Here is an 18,445-nt window from a genome sequence, read left to right on the forward strand (position 1 = left end):
GTTACGGCACCGAGATCCCAAAGCTCAACTTAAGGCTGCAAAAACAGTAAAACACCTTGAGTTGCAAGACACACTCGGAACAACGGGATCGCTCTGCTCAAAACCCAAGAAACCCCGCGTTTCCGGGGAAACACGGGGTTATCTTGAACCAGGGCCAGGAAAAAGTCCCGCCCCCGCCATCAGTTACCGAGGCATTTTTCCAGAAGTGCGGCATCCGGATGGGTCGCGTTCGGACCGAACTCGGCATAACAGCCAGCTGACCAGGCAAGCGCCTTGTTCTTACCGCCATAGGAACCGTCAGCGGTCGAGTTACGCTGGCTGTTGCCGGAGACACGCATTGTTTTGGCCGGCTTGACCGTCGTGCCGCGGGTCTTGATTTTTGAGGCCTTGAACGGCGACGCAGGCTTCACACCACCATGGTTGGCGCAGGCGACCTCGTTGCTGATCGCATCGTCCGGACCGAAGTTATAGACCGTGCCGTCGTTGCAGGTCACGATGCGGTCGGCAGCCTGGGCAGTCGCCGGAAGGGACACGGTGGCGACACTGCCAAGGGCAAAAGCCGCAAGCGTGCTCAAAAGGGTGGCATTCATTTTCATTTGCTATCTCCATCTTTGTTCCGTCAGCTTTCCTGCTGACACTACGAAGATGGGCATCTCACTTATCGAATTGATTTCGCTGAATATTTCAATTGTATCAGTCTCAACTCACTTGAGGATCAAAAACAAAAAACCGCGCTTCAAACCGGATGGTTTCAAGCGCGGCAAGTTGATCGGAGCTTGGAAGCGGGCAGCGGTCAACTGACCGCCGCCCGTCTCCGGGACATCCTCAGACGAGGAACAGGTCGTTCTGGGTCAGATCGACATGTCCCAGCACCTGGAAGGATAGGTCTGCGTCAAGGCCGACGCCGTCACGGACATAGACATTGGTGACATCGCCATAGATGTCGCTCTGGGTCTGCTCGAAATAGGCTTCTGCGCCAGGTGTTTTGGAAAATCCGTTCTGTTCGCCCATGAACTGGGCGAAGAAACCTTCGATCACGATCAGGTCGCCGCCCTGCGTGAAGTCACCGATCACATCCATCGGATCAGACGCACCTCCACTGTCGCCATCTGCGAAATAGAAGACATCGAAACCGCCGCCGCCATGCAGATAGTCACCGATGTCTCCGGCATCATTGGCGCCGCCGGTGATATGATCATTGCCGGCCCCACCGTGGATGTAGTCGTTGCCATCGTCACCGAAGAGGAAATCGCCGTCCGCGCCGCCGAGCAGCGTGTCATCGCCGTCGCCCCCTTCCATCTCGTCGGAGCCCTCGTCCCCTTCAAGCTGGTCATTGCCGGCGCCGCCTTCCATGTTGTCGTCACCGGTGCCACCGGTCATCAGGTCGCCGCCACCACCACCGGACATCTTGTCATTGCCGGAATGGCCATTGAGGATGTCATCGCCCATGTCGCCGGCAAGAACGTCATTTCCGGCGCCGCCCTCGAGCTGATCATCGCCAATTCCGCCATGGAGCAGATCCCGGCCCAGACCGCCGAACAGCTGGTCATCGCCGTCTCCGCCGAAGATCGTGTCGTCGCCTTCGTCGCCCCAGAGCGTGTCGTTGCCGTCTTCACCCTCAACCGTGTCGTTGCCATCGCCGGCCCGCACGACATCCCGATCGAAGCCGCCCTTGATCCGGTCGTTACCTGTGCCGCCGAAGATCTGGTCCTTGCCGTGGCCACCAAGCAGCGTGTCATTGCCCGACCCGCCATCAAGGAAGTCGTCGCCGACATCACCGCTCAGGACATCGTTGCCGGTCTGGCCGTAGAGATTGTCGTCGCCGCGGCCGCCGACAATCAGGTCATTGCCGAAGCCGCCATAGCCGCTGTCATTGCCGTCAAACAGGAAGATGTCGTCATCGCCCCAAAGGCCATAGGCCCGGTCGATGCCGTTCGTGCCGAAAAACTCATCAACACCGCCATAGTCGAACCAGTAATTGACCGGTGTGACAATGATGCCGATGTTGAAGAAGTCGATCAGGCTGCCCCCGCCCAATCCACCAAGAACCGGCGCAAAGGAATAACCGCCGAAGGACCAGACCGGTGCATCCAGCGGTTCTGCCCGTTCGACGGTCCGGTAGGGGTCCTCGTCACTGTCCTGTCGTCCAGTTCGGCGGACAGATGCGGTGTCATCTTCCCCGGCGCCGGTTTCGGCATCGGCCCGCTCGTTCTGTCTGGGGGAGCGCGACGTGCTGTCGTTCTCTTGTGTCTGCACCGCCGTTTCTTCCATCCAGTCAGACCAGGCGCGCCCCTGATTGGCGTTCCAGTCGAGCGTCTTGGAATAGGGTGCCAGCAATCTCAAAGCCATGTCAGTCTTCCTCTGTGCGTCTGTGGCCGAAGGCCGAATTCGATTGGGTCCCGGCCGGGCTAAGACCCGGTGCCCACTGCACAGAAAATGACGTCCCGACGTATCCGGGCTGCGTCAGCTCACTGGAAAGACTGTAAGATTTGTATCGACATTCCGCCTTCCGGAAAGAGCAAATGATACAAACGACACAGACGATACGCTCTGGACAGAATAGCAGAACCCGAGAGAAGGCCTTGGCCGGGACACTCACCGTCCGCGGCGTTTTGAAGCCGCGTGTCGTGGCAATACTGCCGCATGACGCAAATACGCTATTTTGCCCCGCATACAGTCGCGATACTGCCGCTCACACATGGAAATTCGGAACAGGCTGCGGCGCGCGGACGAAACATGAAATCACTGCAGGGCCGCGACAGGTTTGCAAAGAGACATGGGGCGGGCGAAAGTTCCCCGGCTCCAGCTGATGGAAAAGGAATGAGACATGTCAGCATTTCCTGACAAGGCACAAATCGTCATCGTCGGTCTGGGCGGCATTGTCGGCGCGTCCATCGCGCACCACCTGATCGAACGTGGCTGGACGGACATTGTCGGTATCGACAAGTCGGGCATTCCCACCGACATCGGCTCGACCGCCCACGCTTCGGATTTCTGCTACACGACCAGCCACGACTATCTCTCTGTCTGGACCACCCAGTACTCCATCGATTTCTTCGACAAGATGGGCCACTACGCCCGTGTCGGCGGCCTGGAGGTCGCGCGCACCGGCGACGACGCCTGGATGGAAGAGATCAAGCGCAAGGTAACGTCGGGCAAGGCCTTCGGCACCAATGTGCGCCTGGTCACACCGGCCGAGATCAAGGAAAAGTTCCCGCTGATCGAGGAAGACCAGGTCCAGGGCGGCATGTGGGATCCGGACGCCGGTCTCGTCATTCCGCGCTCGCAGACGGTTGCCGGCAAACTGGTCGATGAAGGTGAAAAAACCGGCAAGTTGAAGGCCTTTGCCAACACGCCGGCCCAGTCGCTGATTGTCGAAGACGGCCACATCAAGGGCGTGAAAACGCATCGCGGCACGATCATGGCAGATCATGTCATTGTGTGTGCAGGCCTCTGGGGCCGTCTCATTGCCGACATGGTCGGCGAAGACCTGCCGGTCATGCCGGTTGATCACCCGCTGACCTTCTTCGGCCCGTATAATGAATTCGAAGGCACCGGCAAGGACATCGGCTACCCGCTGCTGCGCGACCAGGGCAATTCGGCCTATATGCGCGACACCGGCGACCCGAAAACCGCCGAAGGCGGACAGATCGAATGGGGTTACTACGAGCCCAACGAACCGCGTCTCTGCCACCCGCGTGACCTCCTGGAAAAGGATCAGGCGCGCCTGTCTCCCTCCCAGCGCGACCTGGAGATGGAACAGGTCATGGACCCGCTGGAACGCGCCATGGAGCTGACGCCGATCCTGGGCGAGATCGGTTACAACGAAAGCCATTCCTTCAACGGCCTGCTTCAGGTGTCCGCAGCCGGCGGCCCGTCCTGCGGCGAAAGCCAGAAGGTGCGCGGTCTTTGGTACTGCGTGGCCATCTGGGTCAAGGACGGCCCCGGTTACGGCAAGCTGATCGCCGACTGGATCACCGATGGCCGCACCGAGATCGACCATGCGACCATCGATTATTCCCGCTTCTACGGCCACCAGCTGACCGAGGACTACATCGAGAACCGCTGCTACGAGGCCGCCCAGAAGATCTACTTCCCGGCAATCCACCCGCGCGAGCCCTATGTCTCCAGCCGCGGTGTGAAACGCTCGCCCTTCTACGAGCGCGAAGTTGAACTTGGCGGCTATTTCATGGAGCTGGGCGGATGGGAGCGCGCGCACGGCTATGCTGCCAACGAGCATCTCCTGGAAAAATACGGTGACCAGGTTCCGGTCCGCGAAAACGAGTGGGACAACCGCCATTTCTGGCGCGTCTCCAATGCCGAGCAGCTGGCGCTTAGCGAAGACTGCGGCATCATCAACCTGTCGCATTTCTACATGTTCGACGTCGAGGGCCCGGATCATGTCGAGCTGCTGGAATGGCTCTGCGCAGCCAAGATCGGCGGCGACAACAACATCGGCAAGGGCATCTACACCCACTTCCTGGATGACGAGGGCAATGTGCGTGCCGACCTCACCGTCTTCCGCATGGAAGACCGCTGCCGCATTGTCGACGGCGCAGATGCCGGTCCGCGCGACTATCACTACGTCAAGCGCATCGCCGAGGAAAAGGGCTTTGACGTCACCGTCACCGATGTCAGCGAACAGTTCACAACCATCGGCATCTGGGGACCGAATGCCCGCGACAATCTGAAGAAAGTCGTTTCGGACCCGGCAGCACTCGATCCGGAGAATTTCCCGTTTGCTGGCATTCGCCAGCTTGAGATTGCCGGCAAGAAGGTCTCCGCGTTGCGGCTGTCCTATGTCGGTGAACAGGGCTGGGAACTTCACATGAAATACGAGGATGGCCTGGCGGTCTGGGACGCGCTGCGCTCCACTGGTGTCATTGCCGTCGGCGTGGAGACCTACGCCAACTCACGGCGCATGGAAAAGTCACTGCGTCTGCAGAATGCCGACCTCCTGACCCAGTACAATCTCTACGAGGCCGACCTTGCCCGCCCGAAGGTCAAGGAAGCCGATTTCCGCGGCAAGGCGAAACACCTGGAATACCGCGCCCGCGACAAGCAGCCGGCCATGCTGTGCACGCTGGTGATGACGGAAAACACCGATGCGAGCGGCGTCAAACGCTTCCCCGTCGGCGCCATGCCGGTGCAGGACCCGGAAACCGGCAAGACCCTCGTCGACAGCCTGGGCCGCATTTCCTACACCACGTCCGTGGCCTATGGCCCAACCATCGGCAAGAACATCGCCCTTGCCTATCTGCCGCAGGACTATTGCGAGGTCGGCCGCAAATTGACCGTGGAGTATTTCTCCGAGACCTATCCGGTCGAAGTCGCAGGCGTCGGTTATGCGCCGCTTTACGATCCGGAAAATCTGAAACCGCGGTCCTGATCCTGAAGGAAAGGCGGGCACACGTGCCCGCCTTTCAAACCGTCTCTTCAGACAGTCTGAGCACACTGTCGAGATAAAGCCCGAATTCGCTGTCTGTACCGTATCCGGCCCGCAACTTCTCAAATTGTTGCCGATCAATAAGCCCGCGCCGATAGGTGATCTCTTCGAGACAGGCCACCTTTAGACCCTGAAGCTGCTCTATGTTCTGGAAGTAGGTCGCCGCATAAAGCAGCGTATCGATCCGGCCGACATCGAACCAGGCGGCACCACGCGGCAACCGAACACAATCCAGCCTGTCCGCCTCGAGATACAGCCCGTTCAGGCAGGTGATCTCAAGTTCGCCGCGCCAGGAGGGTTCAACTGTCCTGGCGAGCGCGGCCGCGCCCGGCGGATACCGGTAAAGACCGATGGCAATGTAATTCGATCTGGGGTGTTCCGGTTTTTCCTCCAGGGAGAGTACTTTCTTCTGCCGGGTATCGTATTCGACGACCGCAAATGGTCGTGGATCCTTCACATGGATTGCATAGATTGTTGCTCGCGCCGTTTCAGACCTGTCAGCTGCAGAAAACAACAGCCGATCTGTGTAATGGAGCACATTGTCGCCGAGAATGAGCGTGACCGGATCATCGCCGATGAAGTCTTCGCCGATGATGAGCGCCTCGGCGATACCACGAGCCTCGGACTGCACGGCATAACTGAGCTTCAGTCCATAGTCTGCACCATCCCCGAACAGCTTCTCAAAAAGGCCGATATCTGACGGCGTACTGATGATCAGGATGTCGGTAATATTCATGCTGATCAAAGTCGACAAGGGGTAACAGATCACCGGTTTGTCGTAGAGTGGCAGCAGTTGCTTGCAGACAACCCTCGTGAGCGGCATCAGCCGCGATCCCGTTCCGCCCGCCAGGATGATCCCTTTTTCCGCCAAAGCGTTTTCTCCGCGCGTGTGGGTTCAGGATGCGTACTGGTGCTCGACCCAGTCCCGGTGATCCCCCGAAGTCACCCTGGTCACCCAGGGACTGTTGGACAGATACCAGTCGACGGTCCTGGCAAGGCCCGTCTCGATGGTTTCCTCTGGCATCCATCCAAGTGTGGTCTCGATCTTGGTGCCGTCGATGGCGTAGCGTGTGTCATGCCCCGGCCGGTCAGCCACGAAGGTGATGAGCTCTTCCGAACGCCTGAGAGATGAAGGTGTCAGTCTGCTGTCGACCAGGCGACAGATGGTCCGAACCATGTCGATGTTGCGAACTTCATTGCGACCGCCGATGACGTAGTTTTCACCGGCCATGCCTTTTTCGAGCAACAGGCGCAGCGCGGCACAATGGTCGCCGACATAAAGCCAATCGCGAATTTGCCTGCCATCGCCGTAAACCGGTATCGGCAGCTTCTTCAGGCAGTTATGAATGACCAGCGGGATGAGTTTTTCGGGAAACTGGTAGGGACCATAATTGTTGGAGCAATTGGTGACGATCGTCGGCAGGCCATAGGTCCTGTTATAGGCACGGGTCAGGAAGTCCGCGGACGCCTTGCTTGCGCTATAAGGGCTGTTGGGTGCGTAATTGCTGTCTTCTGCAAAGGGCGCATCTGCCTGCGCAAGACTTCCAAAGACTTCATCCGTCGAAATCTGGACAAACCGGAACCTTGCCTTTCGATCTTCGGGCAAGGAGTCCCAATAGTCCCTGGCTATGTCCAATAACGTAAACAGGCCGCAGATATTGGTTTCGATAAAGTTCCGCGGGTCTGCAATCGACCGGTCCACATGGCTTTCGGCCGCAAAATTGAGGATGGCCCGCGGCCTGTAGCTGCCGACAATCTGACGCATTTCCTCTCTGTCGCAAATATCGGCCTGCAGAAAATGGTGTCCCGGATGATCGAGAAGGCTGTCCAGATTATGCAGATTTCCCGCATAGGTCAGCTTGTCGACATTGATCACCGGCTCGTCGGTTTGCTTGAACCAGTCGATGACAAAATTTGAACCTATAAATCCGGCGCCGCCAGTGACCATTATCGCCATAATTTGACATCACCTATATAAAAAATAGCAAAATTTACAATGAATCACTCAAACAAAGATATCATCCGAGACAAACAGTTCTATTCAAATTTTCAAACCGGTGAGTTTCTTCACAGAAATTCGAACCTAAACCGAAAATAGTCAAATTCTCTTGCAAATTGACGCAACGTCAGAGTTGGCTTCTTGTTTTAATTTGATCCATGCACTGGGCCTGATTGTAACTCAACTCATCCGAGCAGGCTTTTACAGAGATTCATGACCAGTCAACAAGCCGCGCAAGCAGCAGCCGGCGAAATCGCTCCGCCGGCTTTGAAATGAAAACGTCAGACAGTCAGACACATGCTCGTTTCCGCTAGGTCCCTGAGCGCATCGAAGGCACCGGGCCCGGCTGCAAGCACAGGTCCGCTGTTCAGAAGCCCCTCGCCCTTTGCCGGGAATGGCAGATAGAAGCCACCTGCTTCTGCAACCAGACAATATCCGGCCAGACAATCCCATGCATGCATGGACGGCTCGTGAAACCCGGCCAGACGACCGGCCGCAACGAAGGCAAGCATCTGCGCACCGGATCCTGTTCGAATGTAGTTACCGCCCCTTGCCATGAGACCGCTGATCAGTGCGCCGACCTTTTCCGGAACAACCGACTGGCTCGCGCCGATACCGGTCAGACCGTTCTGCAATGTCAACGCCCCGTCCAGCCTCAACGGCGCGCCGTTCAACGTTGCGCCTCCACCTCGCTGAGCCGCAAAGGTCTCGTCATCGCAGGGAACCCGGATCACGCCGATCACCGGCTCAGTGCCGTCGGTCAGCGCGATGGACACACACCAGTTTTTATGTCCGTGGACAAAGGCGGAGGTGCCGTCAATCGGATCGACGACCCACGTGTATCCGCTGCGACCGTCCAGCAGACCTTGCTCCTCGCCCAGAATGCCGTCGTCCAAAAACGCAGCTGCGATCCTGCGCCGGATCAGCGTCTCCACATCGCGGTCCGCGATCGAGACCACGTCCTGAAGACCGCCCTTGATCTCGACGGTCAGGTCCTTGCGGCGGCGGAAATAGTCAAGGGCCAGAGCGCCGGCCTCCTCAGCGATGTCCCGTGCGAACCGAAAGCGGTCCGCGAGTTCTGCGTTTATGGCCGGCGTTCCTTTGGATTGAACCGTCATGTCAGGCCTCGATCAGCGCTAGGCCGCGATTTCTGAAGCCCAGGGAAACGCTGCTCCTGGGCGCCAATGTCCGGTCGACCGCATGATCGATCACGAAGAAATTTCCGACGGAAGTCTCGATCTCGTACTCGACATGATCCCCGAGATAGGCCGCAGACAGGATCTCGCCCCCGAGACCAGCCTCCGCATCCGAGTTGAGCACAACTGCTCCCGGCCGCACGGCAAGGCGGGCCCTGCCCGTTGTAGCCTGGCGCGCGCGCAGCCGATGCTGAAGCCCGCCCACATCGATCACCGCTTCATCGCCTTCTCGCGCGACGATCTCGCAAGCGACGACATTGGCCTCCCCCATGAAATCGGCAATGAACGCTGAAACCGGCTCTTCATAGAGTTCTCGCGGCGCCCCTTCCTGGGCAATGTGCCCCTCCTTCATCACCACGATACGGTCGGAGACCGCCAGCGCTTCGTCCTGGTCATGCGTGACATAGACAGCGGTGAAGCCGAGCCGTTGCTGCAGCTCGCGAATATCGGTTCGCACCTTTCGCCGCAGACGGGCGTCGAGGTTGGACAAGGGCTCATCCAGGAGCAGCACCTGCGGATTGAGCACGAGTGCACGCGCAACGGCGACACGCTGCTGCTGGCCGCCGGAGAGTTCGGCAGGTAACCGGCGCCCCATGCCGGACAGGCCGACCTGTTCGAGGCCTTCTTCCGCCTTCTCCCGCGCTTCCTTTTTGCCAATGCCCGACGATTCCAGCCCGTAAGCCACATTGTCGAGCGCGGTCATGTGCGGGAAGAGCGCGTAGGACTGGAACACCATGGAGACGTCCCGTTCATGGGCCGCCATCATGGTCACGTCGCGCCCGCCGATCAGGATCCTGCCTGATGTCGGATGCTCCAGACCGGCCAGCATGCGCAAGGTGGTGGTCTTGCCGCATCCGGACGGTCCGAGCAGGGTTACCAGCGAGCCGGGCTCGATGGTAATGGACAAGTCCGGAATAGCGGTGAAGCTGCCAAAGTCCTTGCGCACGTTTTCAAAGACGACAGAACCTGATTTGAGCTCGCTCATGCGGTTTTCTCCTGCGTGAGGCGGATGTTTCGGGATTTTGCGACACCGGCAACACGGTTCTCCTGCCGCAGCCGGCGTTCGCCGACCAGCAGCTGGAAACCGGCAATCACCGTGATCATCACGAAGATCAGCATCGAGGAATAGGCGATCGCGATGCCGTACTCGCCGTTTTCAACGAGGCCGACAATGTAGCTGGTGGCCATGTTGTACTCGGCGCTGACCAGGAAGATCACGGCACTGATCGATGTGATCGCCCGGACGAAGGAATAGACCAGCGCCGCGGTGATGGCCGGCCGGAGCAGCGGCAGGATCACCTTGCGCAAGGTCCGCGCGCTGTTGGCGCGCAAGGTCAGCGACGCCTCGTCCAGGCTCTTGTCGAGCTGGCTCATGGCGGCAATGCCCCCGCGCACACCAACCGGCATGTTCCGGAAGACAAAGCAGGCCACCAGGATCAGCGCGGATCCGGTCATCTCCAGCGGCGGCAGGTTGAAAGCCATGATGTAGCTGATGCCGATGACCGTGCCCGGAATGGCAAAGCTCATCATCAGGGCGAATTCAAAGGCGTTCTTGCCGGCGAATTTCTGGCGCACGATGATATAGGCGGTCAGGAGACCGACGGCTGCCGTCAGCGGCGCCGAAATGAGCGCAATTTCCATTGTCGTCCAGAAAGAATTCCAGGCAACACCTGTCCAGACCAGCCCCCCTTCGCCGAACTGGACCGAGAAAGCACGGGCGTAGTGCTCCAGCGTCAGCGAGTTGTCGAGGCCCCAGGTTTTCACGAACCCGCCAAACAGGATCATGCCGTAGACGACGATGGTGAAACCCATCCAGGGAAGCGCGATGCCGTAAACGGTGACCGACAGGCTTTTCGGCAGTCCGGCATGTGCACCGCTGTCGCCCTTTCCGGTCACGGTGGCAAAGTTCTTTCCCGACAGCCACAGGCGCTGTGCCAGAAAGGCGGACAACGTGAAGGTGAGCAGAATAATCGCAAGCACCGCCGCCCGCGAGGGGTCGATCTGCGACCCGACGACCGCGAAAAAGATCTCCGTCGACAGCACACCATGGCTGCCGCCAAGCACCAGCGGATTGCCGAAATCCGCCATGCTTTCGATGAAACCGATCAGGAAGGCATTGGCGAGGCCCGGCTTCATCAACGGCAGGGACACCTTCCAGAAGGTGCGCCATCGGTCGGCACGCAGCGTCTGTGACGCTTCTTCCATGGAAGGGCTGACTCCTTCGACAACACCGATCAGCACCAGGAAGGAAATCGGCGTGAAGGACAGCACCTGCGCGATCCAGATGCCGGTGAGCCCATACAGCCAGCGGCTTGGTTCGATGCCGAACACCACATCGAGCGCTTCGGTGATGACACCCGAGCGGCCGAACAGCAAGGTCAGGGCAAGGCCGATCACGAAGGGCGGCGTGATGATCGGCAACACCGTCACCAGGCGCAGGCCTTTCTTGAAGGGAAATCGCGTTCGGGTCGCCATGAGAGCGAAAGCAAGCCCCAGCACGGTGGAACCAAGCCCGGTCATCACCGCCAGGAACAATGTGCGCCAGGCCACACCGCAACGGTTGCCGCCAATCACGCAGTCCAGGCTCCAGATGGCCGGATCCTGCATGTTGCGGATGAAGCCGTCCGGTTTGAAGGAGCCGTCGAAATCCTGGACCGAACCAGCAAACATCGAACCGATCGGATAGAAAATGAACACCGTGACCAGGAACACCAGCACCGAAATCGAGCCGACAACAAACGCGTCGCCCTTCATGAAGCCGCGTTCTGCGAGACCGAAGGCGATGAAGAGCACGAAGATCAGCGACACCAGGATTGCCCCGGCCCCCATGGCAGGCTGCCCGGACGGGAGCGTGCCGAGAGCCGCTTCGGGAAAGGTCCACGCCCAGCCGGTAAAGCTGATGGCAAGTCCCTGCAGGGCCATGAAGAGGATCCCGGCAAACCCGGTCGCAGCCAGCAGTTTGCCGCGCGTTTCTCCTGTGGCCAGAAAGCGTGTGCCGCAACCGGCCAGGAACAGCGCCAACGCCATCACCAGCCAGAAGCGGCCTTCGCCTGCGATCTGCAACAGACCGGGCGCCAGATCGGGATCGGTCAGAAACTCCGATGGCCATTCAAATGCAAAAAAGCCGCCTTCCACCCGGTACCAGGGCACGAATAGGAAGGCAAAGACGCCGATCGCAAGAAGCGCGTTCAGCCGTTTGTTGCCACTGTGCATGGCCACCCCTGTTTGCTGATTTCTGGTTATAAAAATGCCGCGGCCAAAGGCTTGCGCGGACTGGTCCCGCCGGGGAAGGGACAATTCCCCAGCGGGTCTCTTCGGATGCCGGGATCAGTTGGCGATGGCGCCAATCTCACGATCCCAACGCTCCAGGAGGTTCTTGCGTGTCTCCGGATTGCCGTAAGTCGCGAAGTCGTAGTCGATCAGCTTGATGTCTTCGAACTTGGGAGCTTCCGGCGGCACTTCGGCAGCCTTGTTGGACGGCAGCTGGAAGGATTTGGCTTCCTTCATGCGCGACTGGACTTCCGGTGTCAGCGCCCAGTCGTACCAGATCTTGGCGTTGTCCATGTTCTTGGCACCCTTGACGATCGACATCGAACCGATTTCGTAGCCGGTGCCTTCGCAGGGCGCGATCGGCTTGATCGGGAAGCCGGAGGCCGCCTGGGCAATGGCATCATGCATGAAGACGATGCCGAGACCGGTCTCGCCGCGTGCGGCCGCCTTCACCGGCGCGGAACCGGACTTGGTGTACTGGGAGACGTTGGCGTTGAGTTCCTTCAGATAGGCAAAGGCCTCGTCTTCCCCCATGATCTGGACCAGCGATGCAAGGGCGGTATAGGCCGTCCCCGAGGAATTGGGATTGGCGACCTGGACCTCGCCTTTCAATTCCGGCTTCAGCAAGTCTGCCCAGCAGCTCGGCTCTGCAATCCCCTTTTCTTTCAGGATTTCCGTGTTGTAGCCCCAGCCGAGCGCTCCGGCATAGATGCCCACGGTGCGATGACCGGAACTGGCCGCCTGGATCTGTGCCCAGGCATGAAGGTCGCCGAGCAGATCCGATTTGTATTGCGCGGTCAGGCCTTCGGAAGCCGCCTGAAGATGCGGATCACCGGTGCCACCCCACCAGATGTCGGTCTTGGGATTGCGGGATTCAGCCCGGATCTTGGCATAGCTCTCGCCGGACGACAGGCGCACCATGTTGACCTTGATGTCATGCTTGGCTTCAAAGTCGCCTTGCAGCTGCTCGCAGATCACGACATCGGCAGAACAGATGACGTTGAGATCGCCCGCTGCCTGCGCCGAGGACGCAGCAAATGGGGCAACGGTCGCAAGCATCGCGACGGCTAGAGTTTTCAGGGACATGTTTTCCTCCACTTCTGGTTTCCTGCCGGTTCCGTCCGGAAGCGGCAGACTGCTGTTCAGCCCTTGGGCTGGGTTTTGACCGGGCAACGGGCACAATTTTCCCGTTCGGAGCCGTTGGGACGGTCCGTTGTTGTCGGTCAGCTCTGGTGTTGAAGCCGGTTCCTCTACTGGGTCTCGACGGCGCTGGCGCCCTGCAGCACCTCCTTGTCGAAACGGTCAAGCAGCCGCCGCCTCTGCTCGGGCGATCCGAACGTTGCGAAGTCGTAGTCGACCATGCGGATGAGCGAGATATCGGGGGCAGCCGGTGGCAGGGCGGCCCTGGCATTGGACGGGATCTGGTTCTGCCCCGAGGCCGCGCCGGTTGCCTGCCCGTCCGGGCTCATCGCGAAATCGACGAAGCGGCGGGCATTGTCCAGGTTCCTTGCACCGCTGACGATGCTGACGGCGCCGATCTCGTAGCCGGTGCCCTCGCAGGGCGCGACGATCACCAGCGGCGCTCCGGCCAGCTTCTGGGTGACCGCGTCATGAATGAAGGAAATACCGATCCCGGTTTCCCCGCGTGCGGCCGCCTTGACCGGCGCCGCACCGGACGTGGTGAAGCTGGGAATGTTCCGGGCCAGCGCTGACAGATAGGCAAAGGCTTCATCTTCGCCCAGAAGCTGGATGAGCGTGGCAAGCACGGTGAATGCGGTTCCGGAGGACTTCGGGTTCGCCATCTGCACCAGACCGCGATACTGCGGATCCGTGAGGTCCTTCCAGCAGGACGGCGTCGGAACCTTCCTATCTTCCAGGATATCGGAGTTGTAGGCAAAACCGAGCGCGCCGGCATAGACGCCGGAGGCCTTGCCGCCGGACATCAGGAAGAAGTTTTGCGCCCAGGGAAGTGCGTCTTCGGAATGCGCAGGCTGATAGGGCTCCATCAACCCTTCGGCAGCACCCTGCAGATGGGTATCGCCCGTCCCGCCCCACCACACGTCGATGACAGGGTTGGCTCGCTCGCTGCGGATCCGGTCAAGAATTTCACCAGTGCTTTTGCGTTCCATGGCAACCTCAAGGCCGGTCTTGGCCTCGAACGCTGTTTCCATGGTCAGGCACCAGTCTTCGTCAACGCCGCACAGGACATTCAGATCCTGTGCCGAAGCAACGTTGAGCGCAGCAAACAGCCAAAGGGCCGTCCCCGCTCCGAGAGACGTGACAAACTTCATGTTTCCTCCCGCCCGAAGCATGGCCCCGGGTGCTGATCAGCATGGCAGAAGCCGCTGTCTTCGCAACAGGAGTTTGGTTACCGTTGTTTCGCCGGAAAAGAAAATAAATTACAAATATTACAAGCCTTACAATTGTGACAAACACTTGAAAAACATAGGCTTTGCATATTTCAACACCATGCATATGATGTCTTCCGGGAGGACACAAGTTTGCTGAATGAAGGCATCAGTATCCTGATCGTGGAGGACGATCCGGATATGGCGGAACTGATAGCGGATCTGGTCGAAGCAGAAGGCTGGCGGCCGGTGACCGTGTGCTCTGCGGAGGAAGCTGCGGGACGTCTCACCGAACAGGATTTTCACCTTGTGCTGGTCGATCACAACCTGCCCGGCATGTCCGGCAGGGTGTTTGCACAAAGGCTGCGCTCCCGGACCGATATCGGCATCGTCATGGTGACGGCGGCAGGAAGTGCTGCCGAGCGTGTGCTCGGTCTTGAAACCGCTGCGGACGATTATGTCGTCAAGCCGTTCGAACCCATCGAGCTGACCGCCCGGATCAAGGCCGTGCTGCGCCGTCTGCATCCGGCGATGAAGGGCGAGCGGGACCCGCTGACGGTTTGTCACGAGCCAACGGCCCTGCGGCTGGGAGACTGGGTCATCGACCTGGTCAACCGCAAGGCGGTCTGCACCTCGCATCCGTCCAGAACTTTGACGTCTTCGGAGTTCTCTCTGCTGGAGATCCTGGCAGCCACCCCCAACGAGCCCGTAAGCCGAACCACCATCCTTGAACAGTTGGGGGCGGAGACCGACCGGCTCATCGATCGCAATGTCGATGTGCTGGTCCTGCGTTTGCGCCGCAAGATCGAACGCAATCCGGACCTGCCACAGCATATCAAGACCCGCCGGGGGAAAGGCTACATCCTGCATCAGGATCCGGCCCGCCTGACCGGATGATCAGCCGTTCGCGTCTTTCCTCAATAGCGTTCCGCCTGCCGGCGGCCATCGTGCTGATCTGTGTCGTTGCATTTGCGCTGTCGGCCATCGCGATCTACGGGCTCCTGAAGGCTCGGGAGGAAACAGCAGCCTACGGTCTGCAGGCCTATTCCAGCCTGGCGGATGCCGCCCTGGTGTCGCGCCAGGTGTCCGACCTGGTCTCCAGCGCTCCGTTCCTCATGAACGCGACTTCGCCTTACGCAGTCTCCTCCAAGAGCCGGGCGCTTGTTGAGCAGGTGGATGCGCTGCTCGCCTCCCTGCCGGACTATCCATCGGACAAGGAGACCTACAGACTGGCCAATGCCCAGGTCGCCGGGCTTCTCCAGCAGATCCGCAAGCAGACGCTGGCGCTCGCCGCGCGCGCCGAAACCGCGCAAGACCACAAGGAAGAGGTCTCGTCGGCGCTTGGTGTTATCGCCGTCGGTGAAACCAGCGCCCAGAAACAGCTCAGTCAGCGCCTCAATGCCATTGTACATTCCGTGTCAAGCGCCGGCAGCCTGTTCCAGCTCGGCGAATTGCGCCGCAGGTATGTCGCCGAGACCGTCACCCTGCCGCTGCCGGAAGACGCCCTCAAGCCCTATGAACGCGTGTTTGCCGCCCAGACCCGGTATCTCATGGAGATGTTCGGTGTGCGCACCGCTGTCGCGCAGCTTCACACCATCGCACGCGAACTGTCCTTTGCGACCGAGACCCAATCCGACATCGTCACCCAGACGCTGAATGCCGATTTTCAATCGACGTCGGAAACCCTGCAACGGCTGCTGTTCATCGTTGCGGCAGCCTCCATTCTGGTGCTGACCATCGCGGTTCTGTCTATCCGTTCAGCGATCCGCGTTTCCAGGGGCATTGTTTCCCTGTCCAGCGGCATGAACGCGCTCACCAAGGGGCAAAAGGATGTCGGCCCGCCCGTCTATCAAGGCGATGAGACCGAACTGCTGGATCTGCAACGGGCGTTCCAGGCGTTCAAGGAAAGCGTCGACCGGGTCACGCGTCTCCGGCGGACAGCAGAAGCTGCGGCGCGCACCATCCGCTCCACTTTCAGAAGCATGAATGAGGGCATTGCGATTTTCGATGCGGCCGGCCGGCCCGTGACAATGAACCGGCGCGTGATCGAACTGATCGGTCACAAGGGGTCTGCGCGCAAGCTGCCGCTGGTCCAGTTTCTCGCGCCTATCCCCGAAATCCGGAGCGAAACACTACCGGACGAAGCCAAGGCCGGTTTGCTGACAAAGCCTGTTTCCGTGCGCCATAGATCCACCGATGGCGCCGTCACGGAAATCTCCCTGTCGCGCCAGAGCGATGACGGCGTTGTCCTGCTCGCCCGCGATGTCACTTTGCTGGACCGCCAGGAAGCCGAAGCGGCAAAGGCCATGCGCCTGGACGGCATCATGCGGCTCACCCACCAGCTCAGTCATGAAGTCGGCAACACCATCGGCATCATCACGGGAAGCCTAGGCCTTCTTGAACGCGAGGGCGGCTTCAGCGACCGGCAGCAGCGCAACATAGCCCGCATTCGCAAGGCGGCCGACAGAGGCCGCTCGCTGGCCAGCAGCATGCTTACCATCGGCCGGCAGCAGCCCACCAATTTGAGCCGGACGGATATCTCCACCCTCTTGCGCGGAATGGCCGATATTCTCGAAATCGCCATCGGTGAAGCCTGCCGGTTGGAACTGGACCTGGACGACCACCTGCCGCCGCTCGTCCTGGACCCGGAGCTGTTTGAACAGGCTGTCTTGAACCTCTGCCTCAATTCGGCAGCCGCCATGCCGGACGGTGGTTCCGTCGTCGTAAAGGCCTGGTCGCAGGATGAAAGCGTTGTTGTCTCAGTGACCGATACCGGCATCGGCATGAATCCGGAGGAAGCGGACAAGGCGTTCGAACCCTATTTCACCACGCGCTCGGACGAAGGCGGGGCGGGCCTTGGTCTCGCTGTCGTCTACGGCTTCGTACGTCAAAGCGGTGGCCGGGCGACAATTCTGTCCAGCCCCGGCAAGGGCACCACCGTTGAATTGCGATTTCCGACCGACCCGAACCCCTCCGGGACACCTGCCAATACTAGGAACTGACGTCGCCATTCGCACGCGCCCACGCCAATAAGTCATCCGCGGGCATCGGCTTGGCAATGAAATAGCCCTGCACGATCTCGACCCCGAGGCGTTCGATCAGGTCCCACTCTTCCTGGGTTTCGACCCCCTCGGCCACAATCGTCAGGTCGAGCTTCTTTGCCAGCGCTATGCTCGATTCCAGCATGGCGCGGGCCTCGTCGTCCGTCGGCGCTCCGGCCACGAAGGCCCTGTCGATTTTCAGCTCGGTAAAGGGAATGCGCTTCAGCTGCTGCATGGATGACGCACCGGTGCCGAAATCGTCGATGGCAAGACCAGCCCCCTTGATACGCAGCCGGGTCAGGATTTCCAGGGGGGTGGTCACCTCTTCCATGATCCGGCTCTCGGTCACCTCAAGGATCAACTTGTCCGGATCGATGCCCTTGTCACGGGCTGTCCCGACCAGAAAATCGACCAGATCGAACCGGGTCAGGGAATCGACGGAAAAATTGACGGCAACCTTGATGTTCAGTCCACTTTGCACCCAGTCTGCCGCCGCGCCCACCGCAATCTGGAACACCTGGGCCGTCAGCTCGTCGATCAGACCGTTTTCCTCCACTACGGGCAGAAAGGCGATGGGCGGTATCAAACGACCATCTTCGGAACGCCAGCGTACCAGCGCCTCGACCCCGACCAGACGGCGGTCCGGTACCGAGACCTTGGGCTGGAAAAAGACGTCGATCCGTCCATTGTGAAGCCCTTCCTGGACAGCCTCCAGGGTCAGCAAGGTGATGGGCCCCCGCCTGGATGCACTTTGCTGCTCATCGAACTTGTCGAGCAATACCTTGAGGGGGACCGGCTTGATTGGCTTTTGCAGCGATCCCAGAACATTCAGGTGATGAGCCTTGGCAAGCTGGGTCGCGGTTTGCAGCACCCGCTTGTCTTCCCCGCTGACAAGGATAATCCCGCTGCCGATTTTGTCTTCGCCCAGGTGACGCAGGAACTCAAGACCATCCATGCCGGGCATGTTGAGATCGCACAGAATGATGTCCGGCTTCTCCGTCCCGATCTCGCTCAAGCCATCATGGCCGTCCTTGGCGGACCGCACGCGCTCGATGCCGAGTTTTTTCAGCATTCGGGTCGTCAGGTTGGTAATGAACGTATCGTCATCAACAATCAGCACTGTCATGTCTTGCATGTGACGTTCC

The 18,445-nt window shown here is 59.8% G+C and carries 13 protein-coding genes; 3 read left to right on the forward strand and 10 right to left on the reverse strand.

What is annotated here, in order from left to right; translation table 11 throughout:
• Positions 1–179 precede the first annotated feature (179 nt).
• Both ACO6TG_RS09020 and ACO6TG_RS09025 read right to left on the reverse strand, forming a co-directional pair.
• Positions 180–596 (reverse strand): hypothetical protein, encoded by a 417-nt coding sequence (locus tag ACO6TG_RS09020; protein ID WP_422377865.1) that lies wholly within the window; start codon positions 594–596, stop codon positions 180–182.
• Positions 597–825: 229 nt separating this feature from the next.
• Positions 826–2,349: a calcium-binding protein gene (locus ACO6TG_RS09025; RefSeq protein WP_422377866.1), complete on the reverse strand. Its 1,524-nt coding sequence runs from the start codon at positions 2,347–2,349 to the stop codon at positions 826–828.
• A gap of 478 nt (positions 2,350–2,827) precedes the next feature.
• Here ACO6TG_RS09025 and ACO6TG_RS09030 point away from each other — a divergent pair, with 478 nt between their 5' ends.
• Entirely contained in the window at positions 2,828–5,389 is a 2,562-nt protein-coding gene (locus tag ACO6TG_RS09030; RefSeq protein WP_422377867.1) for a GcvT family protein, read from the forward strand.
• Between the two features lie 34 nt (positions 5,390–5,423).
• Here the strand turns inward: ACO6TG_RS09030 and ACO6TG_RS09035 are convergent, their stop codons facing one another.
• From ACO6TG_RS09035 to ACO6TG_RS09065, 7 genes are all read right to left on the reverse strand, one after another.
• Positions 5,424–6,317 carry a sugar nucleotidyltransferase gene (locus ACO6TG_RS09035; RefSeq protein WP_422377868.1) on the reverse strand — a complete coding sequence of 298 codons (894 nt, stop codon included), beginning with the start codon at positions 6,315–6,317 and terminating at the stop codon, positions 5,424–5,426.
• Positions 6,318–6,341: 24 nt separating this feature from the next.
• Complete coding sequence (rfbB, locus tag ACO6TG_RS09040; protein WP_422377869.1) at positions 6,342–7,403, reverse strand: dTDP-glucose 4,6-dehydratase; 1,062 nt, start codon at positions 7,401–7,403, stop codon at positions 6,342–6,344.
• Positions 7,404–7,726: 323 nt separating this feature from the next.
• A complete protein-coding gene (locus ACO6TG_RS09045; RefSeq protein WP_422377870.1) occupies positions 7,727–8,563 on the reverse strand; it encodes an inositol monophosphatase family protein in 837 nt (278 codons plus the stop codon).
• A 1-nt stretch (position 8,564) separates the two neighbouring features.
• Entirely contained in the window at positions 8,565–9,626 is a 1,062-nt protein-coding gene (locus tag ACO6TG_RS09050) for an ABC transporter ATP-binding protein (RefSeq protein ID WP_422377871.1), read from the reverse strand.
• The gene (locus tag ACO6TG_RS09055; protein WP_422377872.1) at positions 9,623–11,854 is read right to left on the reverse strand and encodes an ABC transporter permease; all 2,232 of its coding nucleotides are present in this window, start codon (positions 11,852–11,854) and stop codon (positions 9,623–9,625) included. Before ACO6TG_RS09055 ends, ACO6TG_RS09050 begins: the two co-directional genes overlap by 4 nt.
• 114 nt (positions 11,855–11,968) lie before the next feature.
• Positions 11,969–12,997: an ABC transporter substrate-binding protein gene (locus ACO6TG_RS09060; protein WP_422377873.1), complete on the reverse strand. Its 1,029-nt coding sequence runs from the start codon at positions 12,995–12,997 to the stop codon at positions 11,969–11,971.
• Positions 12,998–13,161: 164 nt separating this feature from the next.
• On the reverse strand, positions 13,162–14,202 hold the full coding sequence (locus ACO6TG_RS09065; RefSeq protein ID WP_422377874.1) for an ABC transporter substrate-binding protein: 1,041 nt from the start codon (positions 14,200–14,202) through the stop codon (positions 13,162–13,164).
• A gap of 210 nt (positions 14,203–14,412) precedes the next feature.
• Between ACO6TG_RS09065 and ACO6TG_RS09070 the strand changes: the two genes are divergently transcribed.
• Both ACO6TG_RS09070 and ACO6TG_RS09075 read left to right on the forward strand, forming a co-directional pair.
• Complete coding sequence (locus ACO6TG_RS09070) at positions 14,413–15,156, forward strand: response regulator transcription factor (protein WP_094072100.1); 744 nt, start codon at positions 14,413–14,415, stop codon at positions 15,154–15,156.
• On the forward strand, positions 15,153–17,261 hold the full coding sequence (locus ACO6TG_RS09075) for a sensor histidine kinase (RefSeq protein WP_422377875.1): 2,109 nt from the start codon (positions 15,153–15,155) through the stop codon (positions 17,259–17,261). The genes ACO6TG_RS09070 and ACO6TG_RS09075 overlap by 4 nt, the downstream gene beginning before the upstream one ends.
• On the opposite strand, the gene ACO6TG_RS09080 is transcribed toward ACO6TG_RS09075, so the two are convergent.
• A complete protein-coding gene (locus ACO6TG_RS09080; RefSeq protein WP_422377876.1) occupies positions 17,251–18,435 on the reverse strand; it encodes an EAL domain-containing response regulator in 1,185 nt (394 codons plus the stop codon). The two genes, ACO6TG_RS09075 and ACO6TG_RS09080, sit on opposite strands and share 11 nt — an antisense overlap.
• Positions 18,436–18,445: the final 10 nt, after the last annotated feature.

The sequence above is a fragment of the Roseibium sp. genome, from assembly GCF_965233565.1.
Taxonomy (GTDB): Bacteria; Pseudomonadota; Alphaproteobacteria; order Rhizobiales; family Stappiaceae; genus Roseibium.